This is a genomic window from Nostoc sp. T09, assembly GCF_002154695.1.
Lineage (GTDB): Bacteria > Cyanobacteriota > Cyanobacteriia > Cyanobacteriales > Nostocaceae > Aulosira.
In genome coordinates, this window is the sequence record NZ_MTAV01000089.1 from 40643 (window position 1) to 54226 (window position 13584).

15 protein-coding genes are annotated in these 13584 nt (G+C 41.9%); 9 read left to right on the forward strand and 6 right to left on the reverse strand.

What is annotated here, in order from left to right:
- Positions 1–27 precede the first annotated feature (27 nt).
- Entirely contained in the window at positions 28–330 is a 303-nt protein-coding gene (locus BV372_RS18675) for an STAS domain-containing protein (RefSeq protein ID WP_086687992.1), read from the reverse strand.
- A gap of 470 nt (positions 331–800) precedes the next feature.
- On the opposite strand from BV372_RS18675, the gene BV372_RS18680 reads away from it, so the two are divergent.
- Entirely contained in the window at positions 801–998 is a 198-nt protein-coding gene (locus BV372_RS18680; protein WP_086687993.1) for a hypothetical protein, read from the forward strand.
- Positions 999–1205: 207 nt separating this feature from the next.
- On the forward strand, positions 1206–2378 hold the full coding sequence (locus BV372_RS18685) for a pyridoxal phosphate-dependent aminotransferase (protein WP_086687994.1): 1173 nt from the start codon (positions 1206–1208) through the stop codon (positions 2376–2378).
- Positions 2379–2424: 46 nt separating this feature from the next.
- Here BV372_RS18685 and BV372_RS18690 read toward each other — a convergent pair whose 3' ends face one another.
- A complete protein-coding gene (locus BV372_RS18690) occupies positions 2425–2799 on the reverse strand; it encodes a hypothetical protein (protein WP_179198143.1) in 375 nt (124 codons plus the stop codon).
- 298 nt (positions 2800–3097) lie between these two features.
- Between BV372_RS18690 and clpS the strand changes: the two genes are divergently transcribed.
- Entirely contained in the window at positions 3098–3379 is a 282-nt protein-coding gene (gene clpS / locus BV372_RS18695) for an ATP-dependent Clp protease adapter ClpS (RefSeq protein WP_086687996.1), read from the forward strand.
- A gap of 66 nt (positions 3380–3445) precedes the next feature.
- Positions 3446–4273 carry a CPBP family intramembrane glutamic endopeptidase gene (locus BV372_RS18700; protein ID WP_086687997.1) on the forward strand — a complete coding sequence of 276 codons (828 nt, stop codon included), beginning with the start codon at positions 3446–3448 and terminating at the stop codon, positions 4271–4273.
- 66 nt (positions 4274–4339) lie between these two features.
- Here BV372_RS18700 and BV372_RS18705 read toward each other — a convergent pair whose 3' ends face one another.
- The 3 genes from BV372_RS18705 to BV372_RS18715 form a co-directional block, all read right to left on the reverse strand.
- Positions 4340–4975 (reverse strand): pentapeptide repeat-containing protein, encoded by a 636-nt coding sequence (locus tag BV372_RS18705; RefSeq protein ID WP_086687998.1) that lies wholly within the window; start codon positions 4973–4975, stop codon positions 4340–4342.
- Positions 4972–6369, reverse strand: coding sequence for a DICT sensory domain-containing protein (locus BV372_RS18710; RefSeq protein WP_086687999.1), 1398 nt, complete (start codon positions 6367–6369; stop codon positions 4972–4974). The genes BV372_RS18705 and BV372_RS18710 overlap by 4 nt, the downstream gene beginning before the upstream one ends.
- 577 nt (positions 6370–6946) lie before the next feature.
- The gene (locus BV372_RS18715; protein ID WP_086688000.1) at positions 6947–8536 is read right to left on the reverse strand and encodes a photosystem II high light acclimation radical SAM protein; all 1590 of its coding nucleotides are present in this window, start codon (positions 8534–8536) and stop codon (positions 6947–6949) included.
- A gap of 589 nt (positions 8537–9125) precedes the next feature.
- On the opposite strand from BV372_RS18715, the gene BV372_RS18720 reads away from it, so the two are divergent.
- The 4 genes from BV372_RS18720 (at position 9126) to BV372_RS18735 (ending at position 11659) form a co-directional block, all read left to right on the forward strand.
- Positions 9126–9521, forward strand: a complete 396-nt coding sequence (locus tag BV372_RS18720) for a DUF1830 domain-containing protein (protein ID WP_086688001.1) — start codon at positions 9126–9128, stop codon at positions 9519–9521.
- Positions 9522–9658: 137 nt separating this feature from the next.
- Positions 9659–10120, forward strand: a complete 462-nt coding sequence (locus BV372_RS18725; protein ID WP_086688002.1) for a DUF4079 domain-containing protein — start codon at positions 9659–9661, stop codon at positions 10118–10120.
- 146 nt (positions 10121–10266) lie between these two features.
- A complete protein-coding gene (locus BV372_RS18730) occupies positions 10267–10821 on the forward strand; it encodes a hypothetical protein (RefSeq protein WP_086688003.1) in 555 nt (184 codons plus the stop codon).
- A 55-nt stretch (positions 10822–10876) separates the two neighbouring features.
- A complete protein-coding gene (locus BV372_RS18735) occupies positions 10877–11659 on the forward strand; it encodes an ATP-binding cassette domain-containing protein (RefSeq protein WP_086688004.1) in 783 nt (260 codons plus the stop codon).
- A gap of 82 nt (positions 11660–11741) precedes the next feature.
- Here the strand turns inward: BV372_RS18735 and BV372_RS18740 are convergent, their stop codons facing one another.
- Complete coding sequence (locus BV372_RS18740) at positions 11742–12512, reverse strand: response regulator transcription factor (RefSeq protein ID WP_086688005.1); 771 nt, start codon at positions 12510–12512, stop codon at positions 11742–11744.
- Between the two features lie 554 nt (positions 12513–13066).
- Here BV372_RS18740 and BV372_RS18745 point away from each other — a divergent pair.
- Positions 13067–13321: a DUF6761 family protein gene (locus tag BV372_RS18745; protein WP_086688006.1), complete on the forward strand. Its 255-nt coding sequence runs from the start codon at positions 13067–13069 to the stop codon at positions 13319–13321.
- Positions 13322–13584: the final 263 nt, after the last annotated feature.

The window sequence follows — 13584 nt, forward strand, 5'->3', positions numbered from 1 at the left end:
CAGTTTATGCTGCTACTCCGGGTTACCTTAAACAATCTCAAATACCTTATCGAGTTGTGTCAATTCAAAAATAATTCTAATTGACGCAGAAACAGAGCACAGCCGCAAACTTCGTCCTAAACTCCCAGCTAGCTTGAGTGCAGATACTAATGCCATTAAACCTGCGCTGTCTAAGGATTCTATTGCCGCTAAATCCACTAACAAGATAGAAGTATCATCTTGTGCCAACGCTGTAGTTAGATCCCGTTCAAATTCCAAAGCGTTGGCGGCATTTAGGCAACCTTGGGGACGAATAACTGTAATTTTTGGACATTTAAGTACCGCTTGCATAATGAAATCCTAATTAAAGTTATTGAACCGTAAAGCTTAGATTTATTTGAACATAAACTTTTTTTCATAACATCGACCATTTGTCTGAGGTTTCTTTGCTGAATCTTTATCGCTTTTGTACCTCTGTTTAAAGATTGTCATAAATACCGTTTAAAATGTATGTATATATACATTTTTTTTCGAGCAGTTAAAAAACAATCAACATAGCAAGCCAAAGAGCAAAATCAACATCCGTAGCTATGCGGAGAGAGCTACTTTATCTAAAGTTCAGTCTGATTTAAACTAAGCTCAGCTATTAGGTAATATTCCCTAGATTATACCTGTGACAGCGGCAAATGTTGAGTTTTTTAGGGAATAATCATTTAAACATACTTGTGATCTAAATCACAAGTATATGAGTGTTTGGATCACTTTTTATACCAAACTATATCTTGGATAATTAATAGCAAATACAAATTGGCTGATCTTTTATGAGAACTAGACACGCTATTCGTCAATTGGTAGAAAAAGCGCTTGATATTAAAAAATTAACCCCTGAAATTGAAAATGAAATCAATTCAGAATTGACACAATTAGGCTACATATCTGATGTTGATTATGAAGCTCTGGAATTATTAATGGCAGAGATGGATGCTGGCCGAATTAAGTTAGTTCCAAGCTTAGGATAGTAATAAACTATCACTCAACATAGCAACTTTTATCTCTACCTAGAGTTATATAACTTAAGGATTATTAACATAATCTTGGCAAGATTTCAGTACTAATAACTAGGCTGAGCCATCGTAGGTATTTTTCTACAAGTTGAATATTTCGTTCCCTCCTGTGGCGTAAACTGTGCTAATGAGCATCAACATTTGCATTAGTAACAATTCACCATGCAGTTCGCTAAACGCCTAGACAAAATTCCTCCCTATCTGTTCGCTGAGATTAACCGCAAAGGGAATGAACTTGTAGCCAAGGGAGTTGATATTATCAATTTGGCGGTGGGCGATCCAGATAAACCGACTCCAACTCATATACTCCAGGTAATGCACGAGGCGATAAATGACGCTTCCACCCACAACTATCCACCTTATCAAGGTACTCAAGAATTCCGAGAGGCAGCAGCGAAGTGGATGGAACGTCGGTTTGGAGTAGCTGGGTTGAATCCGAATACAGAGGTTGTTTCTTCTATTGGTTCTAAGGAAGCGATTCACAATACTTTCTTAGCCTTTGTAGAAACTGGAGATTATACGCTCATACCAGATCCTGGTTACCCCGTTTATCGGACTTCGACGTTATTTGCTGGTGGTGAGCCTTTTACCATGCCTCTAAAGGCAGAAAATCAATTTTTACCTAACCTGAATGCAATTCCTGAAGAGGTTGCCCGGAAAGCAAAACTGTTGTGGATTAACTATCCTAATAATCCTACAGGGGCACTGGCGACACTAGAATTTTTTGAGGAATTGGTAGCTTTCTGCAAGCAGTACAATATTTTGCTGTGTCATGACAATGCTTACTCAGAAATGGCATACGACGGCTATAAACCGCCTAGTGTACTACAGGTTCCAGGTGCTAAGGATGTGGCGATTGAGTTTCACAGTCTGTCAAAGTCGTACAATATGACGGGCTGGCGAATTGGTTTTGTAGTGGGAAATGCCATTGGTATTAAAGGTTTAGTACAGGTCAAAAGTAATGTCGATTCTGGGGTATTTAAGGCAATTCAAGCATGTGCGATCGCAGCTTATTCTACTGATGATGCAGAACTGCAATCTGTAATTTCGGTGTACCAAAATCGCCGGGACATTATTGTCAAAGGGCTGCAATCTCTGGGTTGGCCAATTCAGCCTCCGCAAGCGACTCTTTACGTCTGGGTACCTGTTCCTCCAGGGTATACCTCAACAGAATTTGTGACACTGCTACTTGACAAATGTGGCATTCTTGTGCCTCCAGGTAACGGTTATGGTGCAGCTGGAGAAGGCTTTTTTCGGATTGCCCTCACTATTCCTGATGAGCGAATGCACGAAGCAATTCAACGCCTCAAGGATGCCAACATTCGCTACAGCTAAAATCTCGGCTTTTATCTAAGTGTATTTGCCATAGCAGTAAATTTATTTATGTACCATAAATCGTATTCGGATCATTAGTATCTTGGTATGCTTGCCAGACCAAGTTAATAAACTGATGGAGTTGCTGCTTAGTAGCTGAGTCAGGTTCAGTTTTTGGTTCTTTCACTAAAACCTGACTCAAGATCGTAATAACTTCTGTATCTAGGGCTGGACAAAATAAATTTATCGGCCATAGTAAATCAGACGCATCTCGCAGGTCAGTTATATTTGGTGCTTCTGGGATGAAATTGACCAGCACTAAAGGACGTACCCAGCATAACTGGCGCGAAACCACGACTTGAATGACTTCTGCATATAAATTCATGTCGCCATGCTTTAAAGACACAATTTGTCCTGGTTGAAAGTTTAGGCTCATGTCCATAATCACGCAGCTTAGGGCGGCAATGATAATATTGTAGTTTTCTTAATGTTAAAACTGAGAGTGCGCTATGCTGAGAGAAAACTGCGGCAACATTAAGCTATCACTATTAAACCTGTGATGTTTTAGACATAAATTTCTCAAGCATTTACTTCGTATTGTCCCAATCAACCCCAGGCAGGAAAAAATTTTGCTGCCACAGCATCTGTATGTAAATGCTATAGAATAGGTGAATAACTGTTAAGCGATCGCTGGACAGAGGCTTCGTTGTAGTAAATAAACGAAAAAAGAGCAAAGAGCAGTGTCAGTCGAAACCATTGAGAAGCGTTCCACAACCCGTAAGCTCGCGCCTCGGTATCGCGTTTTGCTCCATAATGACGACTACAACCCTATGGAGTACGTGGTACAGGTACTAATGACCACAGTGCCGAGCATTACCCAGCCCCAGGCTGTTAGCATTATGATGGAAGCCCATACTAACGGGCTAGCTTTAGTTATTACTTGTGCTCAGGAACATGCTGAGTTCTACTGTGAAACTTTGAAAAGTCATGGTTTGAGTAGCACAATTGAACCTGATGAATAGTCAGCCGTCATTAGTTATAAGTCTCAATCTAGAATATTGACTTGTAACTATTGACTTACATTTTGCATGAAACTAAATCTTGTCCATCTAGCTCAACGCCCTGCCCCTATTAGGCTGGGTTGTTTCATTTTGACTTTGTTATTGTTATGGTTGCCCTTTACTTTCCCAATTTACTTACTGGTACATGATTCTAACTTAGTAAGTATTGTGACTATGGTATTGCTATATGTAGAGTTTATTTTTCTATTGAAGTTATGGGGTAAGTACGTCTATCAGGAACCTCACATACTACGGCATTATGGTTTAGAAATTTCTAGGCAAAACGGCGTCGATTTACTGCGTGGCTTGGCTATTGGGCTAATTAGTGTGTTGACGTTATTTGGATTACAAGGTTCTCTAGGTTTGTTAGTGTGGCAACAACCTCATAGTTTTCTACTAAAAGTAGTTTTAGAGGGTTTAATCGTAGGTTCAGGTGTAGGTTTCGCTGAGGAATTGTTATTCCGAGGCTGGTTGTTGAATGAATTACAACGGAATTACAGCCCACGTGTGGCATTATGGACAGATGGGATTTTATTTGCAGGATTGCATTTTATTAAACCACTCGAGGCAATTATTCACACACTGCCGCAATTCCCAGCTTTAGTACTATTAGGGTTAACGCAGGTATGGGGAAAGTTCTGGCGTAGAGGACGCCTTGGTTTACCCATTGGTTTGCATGGTGGTTTAGTTTGGGGCTACTACATTATTAATATTGGAGAATTAATCAAATATTCTGGTCGAGTTCCTGATTGGGTGACCGGAGTGAATAATAATCCCTTGCAAGGTGTGATGGGGGTATTGTTTATGAGTCTACTCGCTTTCTGGATGCGGGGGCGAACAATTAAAGATGGGTAATTGGAAAAACCAGTTACCCATCTCAAATTAACAGCGTTCAAAACACTGTGCTTTTTCTACTTCTCATCAAACTCTCTCCACCACTGTTCCTACCACACAGGCTCTATCCAAATTAACGCCATTCAAATTCGCACCTTCCAATTCTGCACACAATAAATTTGCACCACTAAAATTCGCTCCTGCCAAGTTTGCCCCGCGTAAGTCTGCTTCTTCAAGGTTTGCCTCACTTAACAACGCCCCTTGCAAATCAGCACGTGTCAAGTCTGCACCTTTGAGATTTGCTCCCGTCAGGTTAGCACCGCGCAAGTCAGCACTCCGCAAATCAACACCTTGCAAATTTACGTTCATCAAATTGGCACCACTCAAGAAAGCACCCGCCAAAGCCACATCGCTGAGTGTCGCACCCATAAAGTTAGCACCGCGCAAGTTGCTACCGCGCAAGTCAGCACCTGTTAAATCTGCTTGCATCAGGTTTGCTCCCATGAGGTTCGCCCGCAAGTCAGTTGCTTGGAGATTGGCCCCCATCAAATTCGCACCTTCTAAATGCCCACCTTCGAGTTTAGAACCAGTGAAATTGGTGCCGACAAGGGTAGCGCCGGCAAGATTGATACGGCTTAAATCAAGTTGGCAGAGTTCCTCGTCTTCTAAATCTGCTCCTGGGAGTTGTTTGATGTTTCCTAATCTAATGGCTTCGATATTCATTGTGGGTAAGTACCAATCTCCTCACTAGTCTTGCTTTGACTATCCCATCGGGAATCAATTAGCCACATGCCAGCACTGACTTTGGCTTCTATTAAGGGTAAGTCGAGTCCTTGTTGCAAACCCATGACTAACAAAGTCAGGATATCTACCAGTTTAGGGTCAAAGCGGGTTGATTGTTGTAGTCTGCACTCATCCAAAGCTTGAGTAAAAATTTCTTCCCGACTTATTGGAGATGATTTTTTCTGATTTACTCGCCACTGAAAATCTGCGGCTAAGGCCAAAATTCTGGACTCTAAAGGAATTTCATCTCCTGCTAAACCTGCTGGTTCTCCTGTACCGTTCCACCACTCGGTTTGATGAGTAATAATTTGAGCAACTGCTCGCAACCTTGGCATGGTTCGCAGTACTTGTGCTCCCCTGACTAAGGGACAGCTTAAGGGAGAACTGGGAGCATCTGCTTGGTAACGGGTAGAAGTACCAGGTATGAGTACGCTTTCTGCTTTCTGTAGGGGATCTATGCGGTGCAGCAAGGCGGCAAGGCGCAATCTTTTAATCTGCCATGCAGGGAGATTTAACAGCTGCCCCATCGTTTCTGCTAAGGCTACGACTTCTGCTGCTGCCATTGGGTTGTTAATATCCGCCAGATCCATTAACTGCGCCATCCGCAAGAATGCCTGGATTTCGTTGGAAATTAGGTTGCGGTCTAGTACTTGTTGACGCAGTGCTGTGGGAAGAGATAAATTGTCCTGGCCAGTCTGGAGGTAATCTACCACAAGGGAGACAACTGCACTCAAGTCTTCTGGTGTAACAAGACTAGGCTGAATCGAATCTTTATGGGCGGTCAGCTGGTTCGCTAGTTCTGGATTGTATGGTCTAATATGGGCGATCGCTAATTCTGCTGTTTCTCGAACTAACTCTGGCTCAAATGTCCATAAGCCATAAAATTTACGCTCTAAGTCTGATCCAGGTATTCCGGCGCTGCCATAATCAGCTTCTGATAATTCTTGACAAATCACCATTGCTGTGTAATTGGATGAGAGAATAATTAAATGCCACTCCTGAGCCACTGGGTCGCCTGGATCTAAAGCTACTAAGTCTACATTGGGTAGTAAGCTTGTAGGATGTTCGGCAAAGCCAGCATCAGCGGCAGCCATAATTACAATCTCATCGCTGTGCTGGGCGATGTCTGCATATCGTTCTGCTTCTTGGAGATACCATTTACCCTGTTGGAAGGCAGTGATCACTAAGGGTTTACTATCGTCTTTGAGAATGTGGTCTTCCAAGGCATGACACAAGGCAACTAGGGTATTTTTGTAGTACACCCCGAATCGAACTGGTCTAGCACTATGGCGATGAATACTTTCTAACTGTTGGAGTATAGAGCCTTCTAACATGGGATTTAATTAAATGCACCGCAGAAGCGGAGGAGAAGATGAAGAATCTTAAATCTGTGTCTATAACTCTTTTAAGTTTACTTTTTGAGGTACGAATTACGCTACAGACCACAAGTACTGATATTTATTAATTAGTGTATCAATTTGCCGGAATGGGGAAAGAAAAACTGTATTCACCGCAATTGGCAAAATTTGCCTCTTGAGCAAAGGAGGTTTTCGTGAAATCGCGTCAAAAGCTTAAGTCGTTATTTTACTTGGGTTACGAGAACAATTTAATTGCTCAACATCCGAATCAGCCCTTGATAACCGAAAGTAAGCGATCGCTATTCAGCCAGATTATATGGAAGAGTAGTATCCCCATCTGGACTACACAAAATTAAACTCGGATGCGGTAGAGTGTGATGATCATTATTTTGAGCAAGCGATCGCAATTGCTCTTGAGAACTGTGATAAGTGATTTGAGCGATCGCGCAAGTTTACTAAGGGTGAGGGTGTTTCTGAGAAACTTTGCTTAAATTTAGGTTCGTTTTTACCTATCTTCACAGGAGTAAGCAAGAAGCTTACCCCATATGAGTTATCAAACACCTAGCAGCTGTTTCTCGTTTTTCTCCATTGGTGCAGAAAGTGCTTCTTCTAAATCAGCACATCCTAATTTCTCTTCTAATATTTTCATGACTTCACGGCCAAAGTCATTGGGGTTCTGTTGCCAAGCTTGCAAGCAAACTTCCCCAAAAAATGAACCCAAAGGTTCGGGGTTCCAGAGAAGTTTTTTGGCTGTCCACGGCATCAAGCTCATGGGATTGTACCCTGGTTTGAGGATGCCTTGTTTGAAGGCATATTCTTCTAAGTGGGTATGGGGTTGTAGTCCAATAAAAAATATGGCAGGTTCGACTTTATCTGCGCCAAATATCCGTTCTAGTTCGCGGTGGTAGGCGATGGTTTGGCGTATAGTTTCGGGACGTTCGTCAATTACGTTAAAGGAATAATTGACGGAAACTAAGTCATTGAAACCAGCTGCTTTTAAATCACGACAGTTTTGCAAGACGTTTCGTAGGTTATACCCCATCCGCATTTTCCGCACAAGTTCCTGAGAACCACTGGTAATACCGATTTCAAAGTAGTTCATCCCGGTTTTTGCCATCAAATCGCATAACTGGGGTGTCAGGTTGTCGGCTCTGATGTATGCTGCCCAGTGGATGTCTGTCATGCCGGAATCAACGATTTTTTGTAAAAGTTCTACTGCATCGTCAATAAATTTCCTAGCGGGGATGAATTGAGCATCGGTAAACCAGAAATTGCGAATGCCGCGATCGTACAATTGACGCATCTCAGCGACAACTTCATCTGCTGGGTTAATGCGTACTTGTTTGCCTTCAACCACAGTGTAAACACAATAACAGCAGTTATGAGGACATCCGCGTTTAGTTTGAACGCCAATGTAGAAGTCTTGCCCTTGCAGATAGTAGTTAAATTCTGGCCAGATGGTTTCAATATAGTCGTACTTACAGGCAGCTTTTTCTAAGGGAGTGGGTTGTTCGTGAATTAACCGTTGTCGTGGTTGAGTCTCTCCAACTACATAGCAGCGTTCATCGCGAAACTCTTTGCCACTTAAAAATTTTTCTAACAGGGTTTCTCCTTCACCTACAGAGATAATTGTCCCTTGAGGTAAGCTTTTACCCAACTGTTCGTAAAATACACTAACTGCACCCCCACCTACAACTGCACGGGCAGCTTTTTCATACTTTTGGGCGCGCTTCAAACCGCGTTTAATTAATCCTAGATTACGCCATAATTCCACGTAGTAAGCAATAAAAATTCGCAAACCACCTAAGGCTCCACGTAATTTTACTAGCGGATTCTTCGCATAGTAAAATTCAAAAGCGTTTTGTAAAGGGTTTCCGCCTCGACCACCAACGGGGGCATATATTTGGATATCTCGCCAAGAAAATACCAGTAGTGTTGGTTTAAATTCATCTATACAGTGTTCTAAAGCCTGGGCATAATCTAGAGGTGGTACACAGCCCAAATCAAAGATGCGTTGTTCGATATGAGGAAACTGTTTGTGTACGTGATCGCTTAGGTAGACAACCCCAATAGGAAAGATGGGGTTACAGGGAAGGCGAACGTAAAGAATTCGATTTTCCATTGTGCTTGCTTTAACTGCCATCTTGCCGTTCTTCTGAGGAAAGAAAGTGAAATAAACAGTCAGTGTTTAACTGTATGTATTGATTTTGGTTGCTCTCCTTGATCGCGCTTGTCATTTAAGCTCAGTCTCAAGTAAAGTCAACCTCCTCGTAGTAACCCCTGGACATAGCTAAAATTGCTTTGCCTACCATAGGTATGGCAGCCATCAGAGCGGTTTTATGAAGATATTTTTCATATAGCTTTACCATAACATTGAGCTTATTCATTAAGCGATGATTCTCATCTGTTACTCCTTTGAACAGATAAGACAAAAACCTCACTTCTACTGTAAAGAATGGCTGAGGGGATCATCGCCATCCCATACCCTTAATTATTTTGATTCAGGAAGTTGCAAGATGTTTATCAAAAAATCAACATAAAAAATTTCCTATATAGTGTATAATTATGTAAAAAGCATATATATTTACAAAAATTTTATATTGGATACCTATCTTTAGATAGAAATAATGCAGAAATGCGCAGTTGGTAGTCGGAGTTACAGCTTGTGGGATCGCCCAATGTTACTTTTGCTGGTGTAATGTAAAATTGTGGCGTAAAGCTCCTCAGCAGTTATGGCTCAAATACTAGATCCTCTACCACCTGAGCAATCGGGGAAAATTCTCTGCTGCTACATGAATGCCACGAGCAAAATCCAGGTTGCCCGCATCACCAATATTTCTAATTGGTACTTTGAAAGGGTTGTCTTTCCTGGACAGCGCCTCGTGTTTGAAGCCCCTCAAGAAGCTCAAATGGAGATTCATACGGGGATGATGGCGAGTGCAATTTTATCGGATACAATTCCGTGCGTTCGTCTTGCAATCAACGAGCCTGGTACTTACGAGTTGGGTAGCAACTCAGAAGTAGCAATAGACTCCATTAATAAAAAACCAATGGTGCAGCCAATTAATACAAAAACTGAAGATACAACAAAACCTTTAACAATAGCTGGTTTAGCATCCGTTGATTAGAAAAAATTTTTCTCAAAATGAAAGGTTGCTGAATTCAGCAACCCTTTTTGTTGATTAGTTTAAGTTGTTATTTGTCCTCTGTGCTTCGATCACCCCTTAATTTTCCCTAGTGCCCTCTGTGCTCTACAATCATTGATATGAATTTGCCTTCTTTTCTTTGGTTGTGGAAAATAGCTGCTTGGTCGATGGGGTTATCCATACTGGCATATCTAATGTTAGCGACCACCGGCTTTTGGATGTTTAAAGCCAGAACTTCGCAACATGCTCCTAGTTTCCCCTTGTTGAATAGAGGACATGGCGGGATGCGATCGCTCCACTATACGATTGGCATCAGCATGGTCAGTTTAGTGCTCCTACTACTGGCAATTGGTATTATTGGCACGTTGGGCCATTTTGGTTCCTTGGGACAATCGTCACACTTGGTTGCTGGACTAGTAGTAGTAGTGTTAGTGTTGCTCTCTGCTATCAGTGCTACGCAAATTAGTGCTAACCGACCTTGGGCTAGAGCTTTACATCTCGGTATCAATATTATTTTGTTTATGGGCTTTGCTTGGGTATCACTCACTGGTTGGAGTGTAGTGCAAAAGTATTTGCCTTAATTTTCTTTGGGGTACTCTTGGCTATGCGATCGCCAATTTTATCAACAGCAGAGTTAGGAAGCCTTCTTGACAGATTAGCATCAATGACTGAATGCTCCCCAGTTCCTAGTTAAGATCAACTTAAACTAAAGGATCGTGATTGAGCCGTGACAGCAAACTTAGTTAATACCTCAGCTTCTGTTTTTCGCCTCTCGCCGTTGATTCGGATAACGCTGTTGAGTTTATATTTAGCACTCACAGTCCCATTACCTTTTTTGGCTCAAGTAACAGATGCAGCCATACCACCAGCATTATTGTGGTTAGGAATTAGCATCGGTTTAGTCGCTTTGTATGCGGTGTTGACTGAACGAGTTATTTTAAATGACCAGGGAATTCAGGTGACTTACCCTGCTTGGGTACCGCGTTTTTTTCGTAAAGGTTGGTCTTTGGACTGGTCTGAGGTGAAAGAGTTAAAACCTCGCACTACTGGTCAAGGAGGTATAGTATATTATTTCCTCAGTCAGGAAGGAAAAGCTTATTTATTGCCGATGCGTGTAGTTGGATTTGCTCAACTAGTAAGGCAAGTACAGGCAAAGACAGGTATTGATACTACAGATGTTCGCCCTTTAGCACAGCCTTGGATGTATCTGATTTTGCTAGGTTGCACGTTATTGTTACTATTGATAGATGGTTGGACGATCTCAACGGCCTTGTATCAGTGAACAATAAATCTAATACTTGCTCATTTGCATAAAGTTAAGTAAATCAAAGTTGAACTTGGATAATGTCACCCCGAAAGCCATACTCCGGCTAGAGCAAATCAATCTGTTTACGAAGCTCAAAACCCAAATTTCTGGGAACCACAAAGGTTACCCAATATTGCAGGATATTGCTTTTGAGGTATTCCCAGCCGAACGCATTGCCATTATCGGTCCAGCAGGCGCGGGGAAAACAGCGTTATTTAAGCTGATCAACCGATTGATTGAACCTAGCAGTGGCAAAATATTTCTAGAGCATCAGGAATATCGCCAAATTCCTGTAGTCCAGTTGCGTCAGGTAGTGACACTGGTATTGCAAGAGTCTAAGCTTTTGGGGATGACAGTTGAGCAAGCTTTGGCTTATCCACTGGTTTTGCGTGGGTTACCCAAACAGACAATTCAGCAGCGAGTTAGTCATTGGATAGAACAACTGCATATCCCCAGTGATTGGTTAGGACGTACTGAAGTGCAACTTTCGGCTGGACAGCGACAGCTAGTAGCGATCGCACGTGCTTTAGTCATCCAACCAAAAATTTTACTATTAGACGAGCCTACCTCTGCCTTAGATGCTGGTACAGCTACCCATCTAATGGAAGTCTTAACTCAACTGGCTCCCACCTATCACACCACGATTTTGATGGTAAATCACCAGCTAGAGCTAGCACAGTTATTTTGTACGCGACTGTTGCACCTAGAGCAAGGTCGGTTGTTGGCAGATCAAACAGCCTCTGAGATAGACTGGTTTAACTTACGAGCAAGCTTAACGCGCGCAGAAGCTCAAGCCTCTGAGGAGTGGGGCTAATCGCTACGCTCCAATTAAAAATTCAAAATGCAAACACTAGATTCTTCTTTTGAATTTTTAATTATAAATTGATTTATTTACGCTATACCCGTTGCGTACTGAGAGTTGAGCGTTGATTGCTAAATCTTTCTTTAGCTAACTTTGTTGGTGATTGAGGAATATTGGAATTCAAAATTTCCATGTTAAATCTGTATCCCACATTACGGATAGTTTGAATTAAACTAGGTTGCCTAGGATCGAGTTCAACTTTTTTCCGCAACGATAAAACATGAGTATCAATAGTGCGTGGATTATCAATAGCGTCAGGCCAAGCTCGTCGTAGCAATTCTGACCTAGACAGAGGTACTCCTCCAGCTTGAGCCAAAACGTATAATAAACTAAATTCCTGAGGCGTTAAGTCAATAAACTCCCCTTGAAATCTCACTCGACGCTGTACTAAATCAATTTGCAGGGCACCATAATCTAAATAAGCTGGTGCAACAGGTGTCCGGTTGCGACGAATTAGTGCTTCTACCCTTGCTAAAAACTCTTGCATCCCAAAAGGTTTGCTCAAGTAGTCATCTGCTCCCGCCTTTAAACCTGCGACAATATCAGCTTCATTAGTACGAGCGGAAAGCATAAGAATTAAAGGCTGTTGCTGACGATGCAACCAACGACAAAACTCAATGCCATCACCATCAGGTAAATCAGCATCAAGAATTACCAGTGTTGGTTGCTGGCTCAAAAACACTTCCCTTGCTTGATATATGCTAGCTGCTTGGTGTACCCGGTATTCCAACTGTTGTAAGTGCCAACCTAGCAACGACCTCAGATGAGGATTGCCCTCAACGATTTCAATACAAACCGAACCCACGGTGGCAAGACCCCTTAGCGTTGATGACTTTCAAAGTAACAAGCCCATGCCCAAGGTTTTGTAGCCTTTGTTACTCCAATTACTATTAGCTTTACATTTCCTGATAGCAATATTGGCTAGAAGTTTAACTTATGCTTTGCCCCAAGCCGATTAGTAATATTCTTAAATTTTTGTTAGACTTATTGAAATTAGTTCTGCTTAAACATCCTAGCGTCTACAAACGGGTAATGTACCAAAAGACTATTACCAAAAAAGCTCATTATTACCAAAGCTATATTCCAGCTTTATGGTAAAAGCCGATTGCATCTTGCAGAAGTTCTTTTTGCCATACCCCAGGAAAGCTGGGATGTTGACGGACGAAATTATAAAAATAGCTTACCAAATAATCTTATTCCATGCTTTCTGGAATAGGATCAAAATACTTTGTAGCTGCTGGAGGGTAATGCCCAAAATAGAGATATTGATTTTGACTCAATGCCGAGGGGAAAGTGACACTTCACATTTCCGCGTGAATCATTTACAATTCTCATTCCAAAGAGATTAATTCAGCAGTTATGCTCCAAGACACACAAACCATCCGCTATTACCAAAGAATTACCGACGCCTTCGTCGAGTTATGGAATCGCGGTTATCGTATGGACGATATGCGGATGTATTTGGATGGATATTTAGCCGCGCTGCGACACGGGAACGCCATTGAGCCTTATCTGATTCATCGTCTAGAAGAGGAAGCCAGCCGCTACTTGTACGATGCATCAAATTTTGCGATGACGCAACCAGAACCAGAACCACAACACGATTACTATTAACCAATTTCCCTTCTGGGATCATGGTTAGTAACCGCTAATCAACGCAGATAATTATAACATATTATTTGCATTGATCAAGAGGTAGAGTGGTGTGAAATTTTGGAGATATTTCTTTGATAAAAACTATCCTCTCAGTGATGTTTTGGTTTTTCTGATGCACTGAGGGGATTTTTAGCTTTGCAGCCTCTACATTATTTCAGCGTCTTCAGTGATTCCCAATTGCGTGCAATCAACTTGGTAAGGCAAAGGGTAATAGGCTAGCA